Origin of the sequence: Enterococcus mediterraneensis, from assembly GCF_900604485.1 — a bacterium.
GTDB classification, from domain to species: domain Bacteria; phylum Bacillota; class Bacilli; order Lactobacillales; family Enterococcaceae; genus Enterococcus_C; species Enterococcus_C mediterraneensis.
Genome location: NZ_UWOP01000002.1, coordinates 221,236 through 239,064 on the forward strand (window position 1 = coordinate 221,236; position 17,829 = coordinate 239,064).

Genomic DNA, 17,829 nt, shown 5'->3' on the forward strand with positions numbered 1-17,829 from the left:
AGAGGTAATAACAAGAGAGGGGAATTCAGCATGACAAACTATCTAACGAAAAAAAATCAGCCTATTAAAGCGGTCACTCACCAAGAGATTTATAGACTGCAGGAATGTGTGCAGCAACTGGCTTCATGGGAGGAGCCATTAAAAGTCATCAATATGTATTTTAAATCAAGTGATGCGCCATTGAACAAGAAAAAGCTGGTTGCTCAATACCACGGCAATGCTTGTTTGTTCCAAACCTTTTATGAAGATTACTTGCAGCAATTGACAAAAATCGATAAGAAATTTCAAGAATTACGACTTGCAGAAAAAGTCAAATGTTGATTTTTACGAAAAAAAGGAGTGGATTGCTCCACTCCTAAAAACAAATTTATTAAGTTTACTCCAGACAGCCTGATATAAAAACTGCTATTGCCGATAAAATAAATGTTTTTCAAGTATCGTTAAATATGATTTTTGTCATCCATCCGTTTTGTAAGATCAGGAGCAATTTTGCCCTCTTTAGGCGGCGTATCTACTAACGGTGTGTCTGCATTGTCAGTATCAATATCGATTCGTTCCGGATGGTCTAAATCATTTTGCGGAGTTGTCGCCTGCTCAGTTCTTTTCGGCATATCTTCTTCATCGATAGTCGGGATCGTAGTAGGGGCATTTTCTACCAATTCTTCATCATAGACTACTAGAATATTTCCGCTTGCCAGTTCATCTTGGTACTGTTGAACTTTGTCTTTAAACGTATCTTGTTCTTCTCCGCCAAAGAAGTCCTTGATTCTTTCCCATAAGGATTCTTCAGTCTCGCCATCATTCAAAGAGAACGTTGTTTCGACTGGCAAATCTGTTTTCTCCTGAATATCCGGGTGTTGAGACTTGTCGACTACTAAACAGATAGATTCTTTTGGATAACCACTGGCAATCAATTTATCAGCAGCAACCTCAGCTTCAGCTAAATTAGAAAAATTACCTTGGATGATTTTACTCATATAACTCCGTCCTTTCTATTTAAGTGCAACAAACGATTGTGAAGAAACGACCAAGTGACATGACAAACGACTATAAGTTAATCGGCTCTCCGCCAGTAACTCCATAGATTTGTGCAGTGACATAGCTCGCATCATTTGAAGCAAGGAAGACATAGACTGGTGCCAATTCAGCCGGTTGTCCAGCACGTCCCATCAGACTTTCTTGGCCAAATTCTGGGATGGCATCGCTCGGTTGTCCATGATCCAATTGCAGTGGTGTCCAGATAGGTCCTGGGGCAACACCGTTTACGCGAATCCCTTTTTCAGCGAATTGATTTGCTAAGTTCACCGTAAAGTTAGCAATCGCCGCTTTAGTCGCAGCGTAATCTGTTAAGTTACTGCTAGGGTTGAAGGCTTGGACGGAAGTTGTGGTTATAATTGCGCCGCCTGCTGGCAAATGAGGTTCCGCTTCTTTAACCAACGCAAACATCGAAATGATATTGACCATAAATGTGTCTTTCACTTGTTCGATAGGAAGCGCGGTAACTCCCGGACGAGAGATCTGTTGTGCCGCATTCAGGACCAATGTATCCAAGCCGCCAAGTTCAGCAACTGCTTGTTCCACGATTTTTGCCGGTGCAGATTCATCCCGCAGATCATATGGAAGCAAGACCACTTTACGATCCTCTTTTTTGATCAATTCAGCAACTTCATTTGCGTCTTCTTCTTCACCTGGGAAAAAATGCAGAGCGATATCCGCGCCTTCACGAGCAAATGCAATAGCAGCAGCACGACCGATTCCTGAATCTCCGCCAGTGATCAAAACGCGTCGATTTTCTAATTTATGATTACCGACATAGCTTTCTTCGCCGCAATCAGGTTTAGGTGTCATTTTTGCCTGCAATGCAGGAGTATCCTGTTCTTGTTTCGCGAATTTTTCGGTGTGATACAGTGTTCTAGGGTCTTTTAAAATTGGTTCTGTCATGTTATGCACTCCTTTTCTCTTGATATCTTAATCTTAGCGGAAATAAAAAAAAATCAAAAGAAATACGCATTTCTAATGATTTTTATTTGTTTATTTGATCAAAAGAACAGATAAAGCAAAAAATAAAAAGCTGAGTAAGATATGTTTCACATCTCACTCAGCTTTTGTTTAATCTAAAAGGACAGCAGTTCCGCTGCAAGTTACCATCAGCATACCATTGTCAGATCCGAGCACTTCGTAGTCCATTTTCATACCAACGATTGCATCGGCATCAACTTTTTTTGCACGTTCGACCATTTCAGCGATCGCTTCTTCACGGGCGACCAGTAATTCATTTTCATAGCTTTTAGAACGTCCACCTAAAACATTACGAACACTGGCACCGATATCTTTGAATACGTTGATCCCAGTAATGACTTCCCCAAAGACGATTCCTTGGTATTTAGCGATGGTACGCTTTTCTACTTGATTTGTTGTTGTCACAATCATTTTTCTACCTCCTTTTTTTATTAGTATACACTATTGCAAAGTGAAACAACTGTTCCAAAGCCCTCAAATCCAGAGGCTGATAGAAAATACTATAGAATAAATTTCTATCAGACGGAGGTAGCTTATGAAATTTTTTCCAACGCCTCAGCGATAGGTTCGTCGCCATCACCCATTAGAATGACTTTTTTGTAGGTATTGGTCCGCTCCAATAATTCTGCTAGAACAGCAGCGACGTTTTCAATGGAATTTTTCGTTCCGCTTTTTACGTCAATAGTGATCTTGCCGCTGCCGGCAGTTTCTTCCAAGCTGCCTGGTTGTAAGATCGTATAATCCAAATCAGTGTTTTCCATCAACCAATGATCAGAGAAAAACTTCGCGATATTGTAATCAGTGATCTCAGAACTCCATTTTTCAGGTTCCAATGCGAATAACGAGCTTAGGTGGATATAACGACGGATCCCTTTTTGTTCAACGGCTTTCATCAATTTTACAGCACCATAAAGATCAGTCTGGAGTAAATCTTTTCCTCGCGATCCGGCTACGAAATATACCGCATCAGCATCAGCCAATTTTTCAGCGATTTCAGAAACTTCAGCATGTAAATCTAAATGAATCGGCTGTACATGATCGGTGGGGGAAATTTTTTCCTCGCTTCTGGCTGCGGCATAGACGAAGTGGCCTTTGTTGACTAATGCTGTAATCAAATCTTCTCCTACTCGGCCGGTTGCGCCGGCGACAAATACTTTCATTTGACATCCTCCTCTTTTCTTTTTATGCTAACGCAAGAAAAGTGCAAAAACAACTGATAGCACTTATAATTGGTTGGGTCATAAATCAGACAATTGGCTGTTTCTATTTGTTGCTTGCTCTTTTATAATGAAGGGCAAGGAGAAGATGCCTGTGAAAAAAATGATTTTAACGATCGCCGGTTCAGACACATTGGCTGGCGGCGGATTGCAATCAGATTTGAAAACTTTTGAAAACTACCAATTATTTGGTTTAACTGCGATCACTTGTATCGCGGTAGTCAAGGATCATCAATTTGAAATCAAAGACTTACCTGCAGAGGTGATTTCTGAACAATTGGATACCATTAAAGAAACGATCAAACTAGACGGCATCAAAATCGGTTTGATCCATAGTCTTGAAGGAATCGAATTGGTGCGGGAATTCCTCACTCATTACAAGGTTCCGATCGTGTTGGATCCAGTGCTGGCTTTCAAGGAAACGGATCAGATCTATAATCAGACTTATAAAGATGCATTAGTAGAAAAGCTTTTTCCATTAGCAGAAGTCGTAACGCCTAACTTGAAAGAAGCCGAGATCTTAAGCGAAATGAAGATCACAACGATTGCTGAAATGAAACAGGCAGCACAAAAGATTCTGCTTTTGGGGCCGAAAACCGTTGTCATCAAAGGCGGCGAAAGATTATCAGGAACGTTGGCTTCGGATTTGTATTATGATGGGGAACAGTTTGAGCTTTTTTCCAAACCTAAATTGGCAAAACCCACGATCAACGGTGCCGGCTGCACATTTGCCTCGTCGATCGCGGCGAATCTTGTTCAAGGAAAACCGCTCATTGAAGCTATTGCCAAAAGCAAGGCATTTGTTTATCACGCTATTGAAAATGGAGTCTATCTAAATACGGCAGAAGGCAATGTTTGGTATGGAGGAATCGCAGGGAGGGAAGAAGATGTTTAAAACAAAAGAAATGACACAAATCGCATTGATGGTCGCTTTGACCGTGGTATTGTCCATCATGTTTATTATTCCAGTCCCGGCTACAAAAGGTTTTGTGACTTTATGTGAAGTTGGGATCTATACTTCCGGATTGCTGTTTGGACCGATGGGCGGCTTGATGGTAGGAGCATTGAGCGGCGGCTTGATCGACATCATCTCGGGATATCCGGAATGGGCGTTGTTTTCGATTTTGATCCACGGTATTCAAGGATTGATTTTAGGCTATCTTTATCAAAAGATGCCTAATTCCCGGGGGATGGCGATTGGACTTGCTTTAGGCAGTATTTTTATGGTGGTGGGCTACGGGTTTGCTACGGCATTCCTATATAGTTGGCCGGCTGGGATCGCTTCAATACCCAGCAATATCGTCCAAAACTTGTTTGGCATCGCAGTAACGATCCCTTTATATCAAGCGTTGCACAAGATCGTACACCGCCTGCAGTACAAATAGAAAGAAGGCTTTCCAATGGAAATGGAAAAGGAAAAATTACAACAACAAGTAACAACGATCGTTGAAGAAGTATTGGCAGAGGCAGATTTAAAATCGGGAAATGTTTTTGTTTTAGGCTGTACAACGAGTGAAATCGTCGGCGGCACTATCGGAAAAAATTCCAGTCAAGAAGTCGGTCAATGGGTGATCGAAACAATGAAAAAAATCCTGGACCCTAAAGGAATCTATTTGGCTGTTCAGGGTTGCGAACATATCAATCGTGCATTAGTGGTAGAACGGGAAATCGCAGAGAAAAAAGATTGGGAGATCGTTTCCGTCAAACCGGCATTGCATGCAGGAGGTTCTTGTTCCGTAGCGGCCTTTGAGCAATTCAGCGATCCAGTGGAAGTGGAACATATCGTGGCTCAAGCAGGGGTCGATATTGGCGATACTTCTATCGGAATGCATGTGAAACATGTCCAAGTACCTGTCCGTCCTTCAATCAAAGAACTAGGCGGCGCCCATGTAACTGCGCTTCGCAGCCGTCCCAAATATGTTGGCGGTCCGCGGGCAGAATATTAAAAACAATACAATAAATCCTAAATCGATTTTCAAAACCAGCCTTCAGCGAAACTGTCTTTTGCTGAAGGTTTTTTTATTGAAAAAAAATCATTTAATCGGCCGAGTTTCAGGTGTATATTTTGTATCTCCATTTGAAAAAAATATTTGTTTACCTTGTTATCTTATAGGGGTACAATTGACACTAATAAGTAAGAGAGGTGTGGAAAAATGATCGAATTTATCAATGTCAATAAAACTTACGGCACAACTCAAGCGCTGAAAGATTTGACTTTAACTATCAAACAGGGCGAGATCTTTGGCTTTTTAGGTCATAATGGTGCCGGAAAATCAACAACGATCAAAAGCTTAGTCAGTATTATCCAGCCAACATCAGGAAGAATCACAGTAGAAGGATTGGATTTGGTGGAAAATCGGTTAGAGATCAAGAAAAAGATCGGGTATGTACCGGATTCCCCGGATATTTTTCTGCAATTGACAGCTGGCGAATATTGGGATTTGATCGCGGCGGCCTACGAGCTGTCGGAGCAACAAAAAGAACAGCGTGTAACAGAACTAGCTGGGCTTTTTGATATGCAAGTTCATCAAGACGAAACGATTTCAGGTTTTTCTCACGGGATGCGGCAAAAAACGGTATTGATTGGTACATTGCTGCCTGATCCTGATATTTGGGTATTGGATGAGCCGTTGCAAGGGCTTGATCCGCAAGCTGCATATGATTTGAAAGAGATGATGAAAGCCCACGCCGCTAAAGGAAAAACAGTTATTTTTTCAACGCATGTCTTAGATACAGCTCAACAGTTGTGTGACGAGCTTGCTATCTTGAAAAAAGGAGAATTGATCTACAATGGATCAGTATCTGATCTGTTAGAGCAATCACCGAATGAATCATTGGAAACGATCTATTTAAAAATGGCTGGACGACAAGGCGCACAATCCGCAAAACTGGAGCGTGAGGCGGATGAATAAACGGCAATTAGTAGAGTTGACCCGTGTGAATTTACGGTATGCCAATCCTCAAGTGACTGAAAAGATTCGGAAAAAAGGCAAGAGCGGCAAACAATTGTCCCGTTCTCTCATCAATCAATATATTTTATCTGGATTGGTTTTTATAGTGGTTTACGGCTTTATGATGATAATGACCGATTTCAGTCGAATGCCGGGATTTTTTACGTATTATGTCGCGCTTTTTGGTCTTTTAGGTTTGTCACAAGGTATCACCGTTATCTACAATGTTTTCTTTGAAGGGAATGATCTGCAGACTTTTTTGCCGTTACCGTTTAAGCAGGCACAGATTTTTTTAGCAAAAATTTTAGTAGTAGCATTGACCGTCACGCCGTTTGTTTTTCCATTATTGATTTTATTTCTTTTAACTGGTTGGCGGGCAGGGGTCTTTTTACCGGTTACTATTCTGCTGTCTGTAATTTTATTTATACTGTTTCTGCTGATCACATTCAGTATCTGCAGCCTGATTGTTTTTGGTATGGCTCGTACCGCTTTTTTTCAAAAGCATAAACGCTTGGTAACGAGTCTTCTGCTAAGCGGATCGATGCTCGTCGGAGTGGTTGGGATCTTGCTGATGAATACTCAAAACTCATCTTTTGAGGTGGACGGCAGCTTTGCAGATCGTGGAGCTATCGCATTTTTATTGCCCCTCTTTTATGCCGTCAAAGAGCCTTTCACATCGGTTGGGGCGCTTAGCATCGCAGGAGTGCTTTTGCTTGCGGTATTGTTGGCTATGATCATCAATAAAGCTTTATTACCTAAACTTTATGAACAGTTAACGGCTGCCAATCAGTCAGCCGTTTCTAAAAGAAAACGCAAAACACATCAAAATTTACGACAATTGTTGTTCAGTTACAATTCACAATTGGTGCGGGATCCTAACTTGATTATGCAAGTAATGTCAACGTCTTTGATGACACCGATAATTTTTATATTTGCGTTTGCTTTTGGCGGCAAAATCGCTTTGCGAGATCTGGATATTCGCTTTATCGGTGTAGTTTTTGTAACAGGGATCGTACTGGCTGCGCTGACAGTCAATCAAACTTCTTTTATCAGTAATCTGATATCACTTGATCAGGAAAATTTTTTATTTATCCGTTCATTACCGATTTCGTTAAAAGCATATCTAAAAGAAAAATTTCGTTTCGGCTGTCTGCTCCAAATGGTGATCACAGGACTTATCGCGTTGCTTGGCGGTTTTAGTTTCGGTCTGCCATTGATATTTATTGCAAGCTTAGTTTTGGGTTCTCTATTAGGAAGTTATTTATTGTCGCTGCGTTATTTTGCCAGAGATTATCGGTTGATGTTTTTATATTGGACAAATATTAGTCAGCTGTTTTCTCGCGGCGGGGGAAATACCGGAATGATTTTGGGAATGCTGCTTTCCATGTTTATAAGTATTATCCTGTTGGTGATATATGGGATGGCGGCATTATACTTCTCTTTTTGGCTGGTCAACGGGATCGCGTTTTTATTGATACTGATTGCCTGTGTCTGGTGGATCACATATTATCAAAAGCGTTTTTGGTCTAAATTAGAGTAATGAACTTTTTTTGTTGTTATTTTTTAAAAATGTGCTTGACTATTGGTTAGTTCCAGCGTAATATTCGTAACAACAAATGTTAGGCAAAAGAGTAGTAGCATGTTTGTTACCTTTTCAGAGAGCTGATGGTGCTGTGAATCAGTAGGGGCATAGATGTGAATGGACTTTTGGACTGGAGCCTTGAACATAAGTAGGGGCTTTCGGGAACTCCCGTTATCGAGTACGGCCGTTGTTGGACGGCTAGTGAGGTACATGTTTTTTGTGTACGATTTTGAGGTGGCACCGTGGAATTTCCGCCCTCAAACTGGACATCAGTCTGGTTTGGGGGCTTTTTTTATTATAAAAAATCATAAGCAAGAGAAGTAGTTGAGGTTAGAAAGATTACAGAAAGCTTCTGTCGATGAGAATGGAGCATTTTTCACTGAATGAATGGACTTGTTGGAGCATCCTTGAACAAAAGTAGGGGATGACGGGAACTCCCGTTACAGAGGAAGGCTGTTGATAGACAGCTGACAGAGATGCTTTTTTGGCATAAATCGAGGTGGTACCGCGTATCTTACGCCCTCAAGACAGACGTTTTGTTTGTCTTGAGGGCTTTTTTATTTGAAAGGATGGGAACAATGAAAAAAATCAAAAAAATCAACGGCGATTGTTTAACACCGGTTTCTCTATATTTTCGTTTGAACCAGCACGCCAATTGTCTATTAGAAAGTATTCCCCGCGAATCTGAAAAGGACCGTTATTCGCTGATCGCATTAGATCCGGTGCATCATCTGCAATATCGTGAAGGCGTCTTTCAAATCGATCAAAAAGCATATCCTTGCACCGATCCTTTGAAGGAAGTCGAAAAGTACGTTCTGAAAGACGATGACAGTATCGCAGAGTTGCCTTTTCAAGGAGGCGCGATCGGCTATATCGGTTACGATATAGCGGCGGCTTATGAAAATATCGGTACACCGCCGCGAGATGAATTGGAGATTCCCGATCTTCAACTGTACTTGTTTGAAACTTTCGTAGTCTACGATCATCAAATGCAAGATCTATATCTGATCGCCGGTAATACTTACAGCGGCTGCGACGAAGAAATCCTAGATGACCGTTTAGCGAAACTGCAAGAAGAGATCCTCCGTGAGCATCCTTGCGAACAGCAAGCAGTGACAAAGACCACATTGGATTTTATCAGCAATTTCACTGAAGAAGCCTATCAGGCGATGGTTGAAAAAGCCAAACAGAAAATCACGGAAGGAGACATCTTTCAAGTCGTTCCTTCTCAGCGCTTGACGGCTCCTTTCACACAGGACCCGTTTGGTTCTGTTGCGAAGTTTGAAAATCAAACGCGCCCTCTCTGAACTCCAAATATCTTAGGCTGTTATTCCCATTAATACCTTGATTTCAGTAGACACCGAAAAGCCGAAGAGCGTTCCATTTCTTCGGTTCTTTTTATATATTCCTCGAATGGTCTCCATGCCCTTAATCGTGGAAGAGGCTGTACGGAGACTTTGATAAAATTTATTTCGTCGTTTAATAGGTCGATGGTCTTGTTCTATTAAATTGTTAAGATACTTCACAGTTCGGTGCTCTGTCTTAGTATATAAACCCACACTCTGTAACTTTCTAAAGGCGGAGCCAAGAGAAGGTGCTTTATCGGTCACAATTGCTTTCGGCTCACCAAACTGTTTATGGAGTCGTTTTAAGAAAGCATAGGCTGCTTGCGTATCCCGTTTCTTTCGTAACCAGATATCTAAGGTTAAGCCGTCCGCATCAATTGCACGATAAAGATAATGCCAACGTCCCTTAATTTTGATATAGGTTTCGTCCATTTTCCATGAATAGAAGGATTGTCTATTTTTCTTCTTCCAAAGATAATAGAGGACTTTGCTGTACTCTTGCACCCAACGATAAATCGTAGTATGACAAACATTTATTCCACGATCATATAACAATTCCTGAACTTCACGATAGCTTAGATTGTAACGCAGGTAGTAACCAACAGCGACAATAATGACGTCTTTTTTGAATTGTTTGCCTTTAAAATGATTCATTACTCTGTCCTCTCTGTCTTTTTTCTCAATTTTACACTAAAATAGATTTTTTGGAAAACTTTGCAACAGAACCCTCTTATTACTGGAGTTAAATTCATATGATTTTTAATCTGCAAAAAAGTTTATAGCACCGTCGCTTATACCAGAAAATATAACAAACGCCGCATTGTTTTTTTGTGCACTTTAATAATCTATTCAACTAAGGAATTAAGCTGGCTGTCAAGAGAGTAATATCGTATTGAATCTCAGGTGGAAATTTTCTGCGGTATCTTTTTTGACTGAAATGACATTAGTGTCTTTTGGGGATTGTGTATGTAAGTATTTTTTAAAATCATTTTAACAAGTTTTGGACAAAAATTCTCATGAAAAAACAGAATTTAAATAGCATGATAAATTAGAGAAGATAGTTTAATGAGCTTATAGGAACACCCCACTTTTACAGTCACAATCAATAACCTTGCTACTTTCTTTCGAAATTGATAAGAGTCTAAAGGATTGACAACGCTTGATAGTGAGCATAAACTTAATGTACGCTAGTTATTTTACAAGTGCAAACTAAAAAAGTATGATGTGTCGTCTCTGAAATTCTCCCTGATTCAAGTCATAACCAGAGTACATATCGGTTATTTTTTGATTCCATATTTTTTCCTTTATGTGCTGAGGATTAAGGGGTACCAATTGTAATTGCGCGTTATATGGTCTTTGTTTAGAATCGCTCTCCAAAAAGCCAATTTTTTTGCATAGAATTTTTAGATGTGGTACCATTAATTAGAATTATTATAAATAAGAAGTAGGTATCATTGTTTCAGTACAAAGACTAGGAGGAATGGAAGATGGAAATAGACTACAAGGATCATGGGAAGAAGCCGTATATCATTAATATTGAAGACGCCACCACAGGAAATGATAATTACCGGACGACCATTTGGACAGGCAGTAAACTGCAAGTCACCGTAATGTCCATTCAACCAGGCGATGACATCGGTTTGGAAGTGCACGAAGGCATTGACCAATTTATCCGTATTGAAGAAGGAGAAGGCGTGTGTAAAATGGGGCCTTCTAAAGATAACTTACATGTTCAACAAAAAGTGATGGATGATGACGCCGTATTTGTTCCGGCGGACATGTGGCACAACATCGAAAACACCGGTGATAAGCCGCTCAGACTGTATACCATTTATGCTGGTCCAGATCACCTTGAAGGAACGGTTCACCCTACTCATGAAGACGCCAAAAACGATCCAAACGAACACTGAGGTACACTAGGATGAAACAAAAGCCCTGCACCCGTATGGATGGTCCACTGGTGCAGGGCTTTTTTATAAAGGAGAGAAGTGGTATGAGTGATTCATTGTTTCAATTAGAGAAGGTTGGTTTTCAGGCAAACGGAAACCAAATCCTTCAAGATATCTCTTTTACAGTAAACAAAGGGGAAGTGATTGTTTTTTCTGGTCCTTCTGGAAGTGGAAAAAGTACCCTTTTGAAATTAATTGGTACGCTGCTTTCCCCAACTTCCGGAAAAATTTATTATCGAGGTACGGATCTGCAAAAAATCGATCCTGTGGAGTATAGAAAAGAAGTCTCTTATTTCTTTCAAAACGCTTCTCTATTCGATGAGACAGTTCAAGAGAACTTGTCTTTTCCTGCCCGCATAAGAGAAGAAGGATTTGATCGGGAACGTGCAAAAAAATTGTTAGAACGAGTTCAAATACCTGAAACTTACTTATCGAAAGAGGTCAAGGAACTATCAGGAGGGGAAAAACAACGGGTTGCATTGGTCCGAAATTTGATGTATCAACCGAAAGTGTTGCTCCTGGATGAAGTTACCAGTTCATTGGACCAAGAAAACAGAGCGATTGTCCTTGATTTAGTCCGAGACATGATGAAAGACCAACAAACTACGGTGTTGGCCGTCACTCACAACCAGGAAGAAATCGACCAAGCTTCTCGTCTGATTACTATCAAAGGTGGAAAAATGGAGGAATCGAAATGACAAACAATTTGGAAATCAGTAATCTTTCTTTGCTTTTATCCTCTGTCCTCTTGATAGTTGCCTTGTTGATTGATTACAAAGAGAAATTGGGATTAGGAAACGACATTTTTATTGCGGGAATTCGCGCTGTCGTTCAATTATTCCTTATTGGATATGTATTGAGCTACGTATTACGAGTGGATAACAACTTTCTCACTTTAGCGATGGTTTTGTTCATTGTGTTCAACGCTTCTTATAACGCCCATACACGCAGTGAGGGGATCAACCGCTCTTTTAAAATTTCAACGACGGCTATTGGAGTAGGAACAGCCTTGTCCTTACTCATTCTTGTTTTTTCAGGAGTCATTGACTGGACCCCTTCCCAAATCGTTCCAATTACAGGCATGATTGCCAGCAACGCCATGACTGCGATTGGAGTGACCTATCGGTCTTTGAATTCAAAATTTACGGACCAACGCCAACAGGTATTGGAAAAATTGGCATTGGGAGCCAATAAAAAACAAGCGTCCATGAGTATTGTAAGAGAAAGCGTCAAAACGGGCATGGCTCCTTCTATTGACCGAACAAAAACGGTTGGACTTGTCAGCCTACCAGGTATGATGTCAGGGTTGATTTTTGCGGGAATTGATCCTGTTCAAGCGATTCGTTACCAAATTGTTGTGATGTTTATGTTGATTTCAGTTACTGCGATTTCTTCATTTATTGCTAGTTATATGGCTTACCGTGAGTTTTATAACAATCGCAGTCAATTAATTATATGATTTGGGATGATACACTACTCTTAAAACCAGTGGTTACAATTTTATGCAGTTAAAAGAAGACCTCACGAGAATAATTGCAAAAAGAACTTCATTTTTTAAGGAAGAAGGATATTTTTGTCATCGAATCTTTGGAACGACTAGGGCGAAACTATGATGAAATTTTTTATATAGTGCAGCAACTGGATTAAAAGGATATCGGACTGATTGTTTTGAACATGCCTATCCTCAACCAATGAGAACTTTCGACGAAATCATGTTCTAGAAAGAAATTTCTATCCAATAAGAATTCCAAATCATGGACACTATTATCAAAGATGATAATTTGACAATGATTGCTAGAGAAGTTGAATGGTTCTGTTGCAAAGTTTTAAATAAAGAATAAAATCCCTTACGGTATCTATGATTTAAGCTGGGATTCCCAATAATACCTTGATTTCAGTACAGACCGAAAACCCGAAGAGAGTGCCTTCTTTTCGGGTTTTCTTATATAATCCTCGAATGGCTTCCATGCCTTTAATCGTGGTAGAGGCAGTGCGTAAACTTCGATAGAATTTATTGCGTCTCTTTACTGGACGATGGTCTTGTTCAATCAAATTATTCAGGTATTTAATGGTACGATGTTCTGTCCCTTGATAAAAGCCGTATTCTTTTAGTTTCTTAAAGGCACTTGTAATAGAGGGGGCTTTATCTGTGACTACAACCTTCGGTTCATCAAACTGCTTCACTAACCGCTTAAGAAAAGCATAGGCTGCTTGTGTGTCCCGTTTTTTACGTAACCAAATATCCAAGGTTAAACCATCTGCATCGATGGCTCGATACAAATAATGCCATTTTCCTTTAATTTTGATGTACGTTTCATCCATTTTCCATGAATAAAAGGATTTTTTATTTTTCTTTTTCCAAATTTGATAGAGTAGTTTGCCATATTCTTGCACCCAACGATAAATCGTCGTATGAGAAACGTTAATGTCACGATCATATAAGATTTCTTGAACTTCACGATAGCTAAGGTTATAACGAAGATAGTAGCCCACGGCTACAATAATCACATCCTGCTGAAATTGCTTTCCTTTAAAATGATTCATCGTCATTCCTCCTGCTATCTTTTTCTATTATTCTACCTTATTTGATAGTAGATTTAAAACTTTGCAACAGAACCCTTGAAACCAACAAAATAAGGCATTCTTATAGTAGAAAGGGAATACCTTATGATAATGCTGGAATCGAATCTTTCCATGCTTCATTGAAAAAGGAAGAAGTCTACACGACTAGCTACTCAGATTTTGAAGAAGCAAATCGAGCACTATTTAGCTACATTGAAGGGTTTTATAACCGAAATCGAATCCATAGCTCGATTCACTATCTAACCCCACAGGAGTTTGAAGAGTTGGCAAAAGCAAAAATGACGTAACAGTCTCTACTAAAATATGTCCAAGATATTGACTCAAATCCACTTTCGGTGCAAGAATTGTTTCTAGTCGATGGTAGGGAGTTGTGCAAAGTTAAAAGTGAATATCGTATAAAAACACCCTACAAAAACTTCATTAAAAAGTTTTTGTAGGGTGTTTTTATTAGGCAAACATTTTTTTCGCGGCACGAGCCAATGTCTTCAAATCTTTATCGTAACGAGGGTTTGGTACTAAGCGAGACATTGGAATACCTGCGAAGTGAAAGGCCGCAATTTCTCCAGAACGGACGGCGCTTTGTTCAGTGAAAACCATTTGATAAGGCTGTTCAACAAATTCACCGGTAAAGGCAAGGTTTGTAGAATGTTGAGGAATTACTTTTGGCCGATCAGTTTTGGCACGATTGTTGAATAATGCTGAAGCATATGGCATGTAGACCGGAACATTATTGATTACACTAGCCATGATTTCTGCTTCTTTATCGCGGATATTGCCCGGACCAGGATCGACTTTAGAAAGTTGCCCAATCAGTTCTTGCAGCATTTCCTTTCCATTCATCTTAATGTATTGTTTGTCCACAAATTCACCACGACGGCGAGGATACAAGAAGTAACCCCAGATGACTGTTTCATTTGGTTTTTGGGTCGTGAAGTGGGGTTGATGATGGACGACAATCGACATATTGACATCCTTTTGGCCTAACGGCGTAATTGGCGAAGTCGACACAAAGGAGTTCAGTGCATTGCCAGGAATTTGGGTCGTGATTCGTGTGATTTCATTCAAAAGAATATGGTCACGCGTCGTTAAGGTAAAGCTGACCCATTCGCTGGCATTTCGATCAGCAAAAAATTTGTCGGGATTTCCTACATTATAGAAACGTTCGCTGGCTTTTTTCCATAAACTGGATGCTGCCCCGTAGTCCATATTTTCAGGAGCCGGTGTTTCAAAATCGCCTAAAGTAGCAGAATCTGTAATTGAGCCATTTGTAAAGATGACTGCAGTATCATCGTCTACCGGAACAAATTCTTCTTCATTCGTTTCAGTATTAGTCATTTTTAACCCGGTTACAGTGATTTCATCTTGCATTGTTGTTTCTTTGAATTCCCAATCAGTGACTAGCCGATTGAGTACAATGTGACAGCCTTGATCTTTCAAATAATTGACCAATGGAAGCATGATACTTTCATATTGATTGTAACGCGTACGATTGACACCGACTAAATGTTCAATTTGAGTAAATTCATAAATCATTTGATGCATATAGCGACGTAATTCTTGAGCAGAACTTTGCAAACGGAAAGCAAAAGTGGTCTCCCACATGAACCAGAAGTTTGTTTCAAAGAAGTGAGGATCGTCTTTGAAGTATTCGGAAATAGAGACATTATCCAGTTTTTCTTCCTCCGAATCCGGCATAGCAATCAGCTTAGTTAAAAGAACACGGTCTTTATTGTTCAATCCCAAGTGACCGCCATCAATGATTCCTTTTCCGCCCTCCAATAACCGTGCTTTATCAAATGTGCGGTGTTTTGCATCAAAGTCGCGGGTATCTTCTGCGGCAGTCATATGAGGCTCGGTAGCAGAAGGGATTCGATCTAAAAGATCCATTAAATCAACATACGTCCGATAATTCAGCATCCGTCCGCCACGGGCTACATAGCCCTTTTGGTTTTCAAGGGGATGATTTTTATTCCAATATTCATCTGTGACTGTTTCTGTTGGGGCACCGTCATTTGAACCATGATCATCTAAAGAATAAAAGGTGATTTGTTCGCCATTCCATCTGCCTTCTTGAATCAAGTAGACAGCAGCTGCCATGTTTGCTAAACCGGCACCAATCATTATAACTTTACTTTTTTTCATCACTAATTCCTCCATCATTGTTACTTATTCCCTTTTTAGAAACTAGATAGACTCATATTCATCGTATAAGTGACTATCATCTTCGAAAAAGCCTGTCTTTTTAGCAAGATAAGCTGCACCTAATGCAAGGACACCTACTGTTAAACCAATGCTAAACAATTTCTTTTTCATGATGAATTGCTCCTTTCCAATTTTTAAGGATATCTCTTTTTCGTACGCTTGATTTATTTCCCCATTCTTTCTATAACCAAGCATAGACCTGCTTAAAAATGAATGCAAAAGATAAGGGTAGGACAGTGATTGCTTTTTAGACAGTCGGTAAGCTTTGTCTAAAAAGCAGTTTAAGCAAATCTGATGAGAAAGAAGGTGATTTTTTGTTAAGTGCACCACAGTTAAGCATAAGAAAAGGGTTCTTACTCAATCCATAGTAAGATAAAAGAAGAAGCTTAATTGAATGGAGGGAAAACTATGTGCGGGAGATATTTTTACGATCTGCAATCTGAGCGTTTAAAGAATTATTGGAATGAGGCAAAAATTGGTAAGGAAAAAAAGATTGCTGCAAATGAAATTTTTCCATCCAATCAGGTGATTACATTGGCAGTGAAACAAAAAGAAGTCGTTGCTGGTGTCACACGGTGGGGATTCGAAGGATTTCGCAGAGGACAGTTATTAATCAATGCACGGGCAGAAACAGTCGAGGAGAAAAAGACCTTTGCAAAACACTTCAAAGAAAGTCGCTGTGTATTTCCTATGAGCGGATTTTATGAATGGAAAGAAAAAGAAAAATTTTTCTTTTCAAATAATGAGGTTCTTTATGTTGCCTGCTTCTATCGGATCCATAAAAAGGAGACAGGTTTCGAGACAGAATCGATTCTTTTGACAACCGCTGCAAACGAGTCAGTGGAAAGAGTACATGATCGTAAAAATGAAGCAATTGTTATCTTAAACAATTATTTTAAAGGCGGTGTTGGAAAGTCTAAATTATCTACTATGTTTGCTTATTTGACAGACAAATTGAATTTAAAAGTTTTAATGATCGATAAGGACTTACAAGCAACATTGACAAAAGACTTAGCAAAAACTTTTGAGGTAGAATTGCCACGTGTCAATTTTTATGAAGGCTTGAAAAATGGAAACTTGACTTCTTCTATTATTCATTTGACTGATAATTTAGACTTGATTCCTGGCACGTTTGATTTGATGTTATTACCAAAATTAACTCGCTCATGGACGTTTGAAAACGAAAGTAGATTGCTTGCTACTCTGTGGGAACCTTTAAAAAGTGACTATGATCTCATTATTATTGATACGGTACCAACGCCAAGCGTTTATACAAATAATGCTATTGTGGCAAGTGATTACGTCATGATCCCTTTACAAGCAGAAGAAGAAAGTACAAACAACATTCAAAACTATATTTCCTATTTGATTGATTTACAAGAACAGTTTAACCCTGGACTAGATATGATCGGTTTTGTTCCTTATTTAGTTGATACGGACAGCGCAACGATAAAATCAAACCTGGAAGAACTGTACAAAGAACATGAAGAAGATAATTTGGTTTTCCAAAATATTATCAAGCGAAGTAATAAAGTAAGTACCTGGTCTAAGAACGGCATTACAGAACATAAAGGCTATGACAAAAAAGTTTTATCTATGTATGAGAATGTATTTTTTGAAATGGTTGAGCGAATCATTCAGTTAGAAAACGAAAAAGAATAGAATCACAAATCACAAGTGATCAATCACAAATCACTTGTGATTTGTGATTGTTGATGATAAAATAAGAGTAAGAAGAAATAGAAAGAAGTGAGTGATTGTGGGAAATTTAGGCGCACAAAAAGCAAAACGAAATGATACACCAATCAGTGCAAAAAAAGATATAATGGGAGATAAGACGGTTCGTGTTCGTGCTGACTTACACCATATTATAAAAATTGAAACAGCAAAAAATGGCGGAAACGTAAAAGAAGTTATGGATCAAGCCTTAGAAGAATATATACGGAAATATTTACCTGACAAACTTTAAAAGGAGTGAAC

General features: G+C 39.5%; 20 protein-coding genes, 1 pseudogene and 2 other annotated features. Of the genes and pseudogenes, 13 read left to right on the forward strand and 8 right to left on the reverse strand.

Annotated elements, in window-relative coordinates; genetic code table 11:
* Window positions 1-30: 30 nt before the first annotated feature.
* Window positions 31-321, forward strand: coding sequence for a hypothetical protein (locus tag EFB00_RS12960; RefSeq protein WP_122647300.1), 291 nt, complete (start codon window positions 31-33; stop codon window positions 319-321).
* Window positions 322-440: 119 nt separating this feature from the next.
* Here EFB00_RS12960 and EFB00_RS12965 read toward each other — a convergent pair whose 3' ends face one another.
* From EFB00_RS12965 to EFB00_RS12980, 4 genes are all read right to left on the reverse strand, one after another.
* Window positions 441-977, reverse strand: a complete 537-nt coding sequence (locus tag EFB00_RS12965; RefSeq protein WP_122647301.1) for a general stress protein — start codon at window positions 975-977, stop codon at window positions 441-443.
* Between the two features lie 70 nt (window positions 978-1,047).
* Window positions 1,048-1,941 carry an SDR family oxidoreductase gene (locus EFB00_RS12970; protein WP_122647302.1) on the reverse strand — a complete coding sequence of 298 codons (894 nt, stop codon included), beginning with the start codon at window positions 1,939-1,941 and terminating at the stop codon, window positions 1,048-1,050.
* A gap of 168 nt (window positions 1,942-2,109) precedes the next feature.
* On the reverse strand, window positions 2,110-2,430 hold the full coding sequence (locus EFB00_RS12975; RefSeq protein ID WP_122647303.1) for a heavy metal-binding domain-containing protein: 321 nt from the start codon (window positions 2,428-2,430) through the stop codon (window positions 2,110-2,112).
* A gap of 122 nt (window positions 2,431-2,552) precedes the next feature.
* Window positions 2,553-3,179: an NAD(P)H-binding protein gene (locus EFB00_RS12980; protein WP_122647304.1), complete on the reverse strand. Its 627-nt coding sequence runs from the start codon at window positions 3,177-3,179 to the stop codon at window positions 2,553-2,555.
* 145 nt (window positions 3,180-3,324) lie between these two features.
* Between EFB00_RS12980 and EFB00_RS12985 the strand changes: the two genes are divergently transcribed.
* The 6 genes from EFB00_RS12985 (at window position 3,325) to EFB00_RS13015 (ending at window position 9,076) form a co-directional block, all read left to right on the forward strand.
* Entirely contained in the window at window positions 3,325-4,131 is an 807-nt protein-coding gene (locus EFB00_RS12985; RefSeq protein WP_420889765.1) for a bifunctional hydroxymethylpyrimidine kinase/phosphomethylpyrimidine kinase, read from the forward strand.
* Window positions 4,124-4,621 carry an ECF transporter S component gene (locus tag EFB00_RS12990; protein WP_122647306.1) on the forward strand — a complete coding sequence of 166 codons (498 nt, stop codon included), beginning with the start codon at window positions 4,124-4,126 and terminating at the stop codon, window positions 4,619-4,621. The genes EFB00_RS12985 and EFB00_RS12990 overlap by 8 nt, the downstream gene beginning before the upstream one ends.
* A gap of 21 nt (window positions 4,622-4,642) precedes the next feature.
* Window positions 4,643-5,182 carry a TIGR01440 family protein gene (locus EFB00_RS12995; RefSeq protein WP_122647342.1) on the forward strand — a complete coding sequence of 180 codons (540 nt, stop codon included), beginning with the start codon at window positions 4,643-4,645 and terminating at the stop codon, window positions 5,180-5,182.
* Between the two features lie 207 nt (window positions 5,183-5,389).
* A complete protein-coding gene (locus EFB00_RS13000; RefSeq protein WP_122647307.1) occupies window positions 5,390-6,148 on the forward strand; it encodes an ABC transporter ATP-binding protein in 759 nt (252 codons plus the stop codon).
* Entirely contained in the window at window positions 6,141-7,727 is a 1,587-nt protein-coding gene (locus EFB00_RS13005) for an ABC transporter (protein WP_122647308.1), read from the forward strand. The genes EFB00_RS13000 and EFB00_RS13005 overlap by 8 nt, the downstream gene beginning before the upstream one ends.
* Window positions 7,728-7,799: 72 nt before the next feature.
* Window positions 7,800-8,031 (forward strand) — a binding site (T-box leader).
* Window positions 8,032-8,068: 37 nt separating this feature from the next.
* Window positions 8,069-8,296: a binding site (T-box leader), on the forward strand.
* Window positions 8,297-8,347: 51 nt separating this feature from the next.
* Window positions 8,348-9,076, forward strand: coding sequence for a chorismate-binding protein (locus EFB00_RS13015; protein ID WP_122647310.1), 729 nt, complete (start codon window positions 8,348-8,350; stop codon window positions 9,074-9,076).
* 12 nt (window positions 9,077-9,088) lie between these two features.
* On the opposite strand, the gene EFB00_RS13020 is transcribed toward EFB00_RS13015, so the two are convergent.
* A complete protein-coding gene (locus EFB00_RS13020) occupies window positions 9,089-9,769 on the reverse strand; it encodes an IS6-like element ISS1N family transposase (RefSeq protein WP_002319817.1) in 681 nt (226 codons plus the stop codon).
* An 833-nt stretch (window positions 9,770-10,602) separates the two neighbouring features.
* Here EFB00_RS13020 and EFB00_RS13035 point away from each other — a divergent pair.
* The 3 genes from EFB00_RS13035 to EFB00_RS13045 all read left to right on the forward strand — a co-directional run bounded on the left by EFB00_RS13035 (window position 10,603) and on the right by EFB00_RS13045 (window position 12,523).
* On the forward strand, window positions 10,603-11,025 hold the full coding sequence (locus tag EFB00_RS13035; RefSeq protein WP_002307506.1) for a cupin domain-containing protein: 423 nt from the start codon (window positions 10,603-10,605) through the stop codon (window positions 11,023-11,025).
* An 83-nt stretch (window positions 11,026-11,108) separates the two neighbouring features.
* Window positions 11,109-11,762, forward strand: a complete 654-nt coding sequence (locus EFB00_RS13040) for an ABC transporter ATP-binding protein (protein ID WP_002307505.1) — start codon at window positions 11,109-11,111, stop codon at window positions 11,760-11,762.
* Window positions 11,759-12,523 (forward strand): ABC transporter permease, encoded by a 765-nt coding sequence (locus EFB00_RS13045; RefSeq protein ID WP_002311027.1) that lies wholly within the window; start codon window positions 11,759-11,761, stop codon window positions 12,521-12,523. The genes EFB00_RS13040 and EFB00_RS13045 overlap by 4 nt, the downstream gene beginning before the upstream one ends.
* 404 nt (window positions 12,524-12,927) lie before the next feature.
* Here EFB00_RS13045 and EFB00_RS13055 read toward each other — a convergent pair whose 3' ends face one another.
* Window positions 12,928-13,608, reverse strand: a complete 681-nt coding sequence (locus EFB00_RS13055) for an IS6-like element IS1216 family transposase (RefSeq protein ID WP_002325565.1) — start codon at window positions 13,606-13,608, stop codon at window positions 12,928-12,930.
* Between the two features lie 86 nt (window positions 13,609-13,694).
* Here EFB00_RS13055 and EFB00_RS13060 point away from each other — a divergent pair.
* A pseudogene (locus EFB00_RS13060) lies at window positions 13,695-13,934 on the forward strand (integrase core domain-containing protein); the annotation flags it as partial.
* A gap of 160 nt (window positions 13,935-14,094) precedes the next feature.
* Here the strand turns inward: EFB00_RS13060 and EFB00_RS13065 are convergent.
* Both EFB00_RS13065 and EFB00_RS13070 read right to left on the reverse strand, forming a co-directional pair.
* Complete coding sequence (locus EFB00_RS13065) at window positions 14,095-15,789, reverse strand: oleate hydratase (RefSeq protein WP_122647311.1); 1,695 nt, start codon at window positions 15,787-15,789, stop codon at window positions 14,095-14,097.
* 42 nt (window positions 15,790-15,831) lie between these two features.
* Complete coding sequence (locus EFB00_RS13070) at window positions 15,832-15,960, reverse strand: hypothetical protein (RefSeq protein WP_010749143.1); 129 nt, start codon at window positions 15,958-15,960, stop codon at window positions 15,832-15,834.
* A 297-nt stretch (window positions 15,961-16,257) separates the two neighbouring features.
* Here EFB00_RS13070 and EFB00_RS13075 point away from each other — a divergent pair, with 297 nt between their 5' ends.
* Window positions 16,258-17,511 (forward strand): SOS response-associated peptidase family protein, encoded by a 1,254-nt coding sequence (locus EFB00_RS13075; RefSeq protein ID WP_122647312.1) that lies wholly within the window; start codon window positions 16,258-16,260, stop codon window positions 17,509-17,511.
* A gap of 91 nt (window positions 17,512-17,602) precedes the next feature.
* Window positions 17,603-17,818, forward strand: a complete 216-nt coding sequence (locus EFB00_RS13080; RefSeq protein ID WP_001835296.1) for a peptide-binding protein — start codon at window positions 17,603-17,605, stop codon at window positions 17,816-17,818.
* Window positions 17,819-17,829 lie beyond the last annotated feature (11 nt).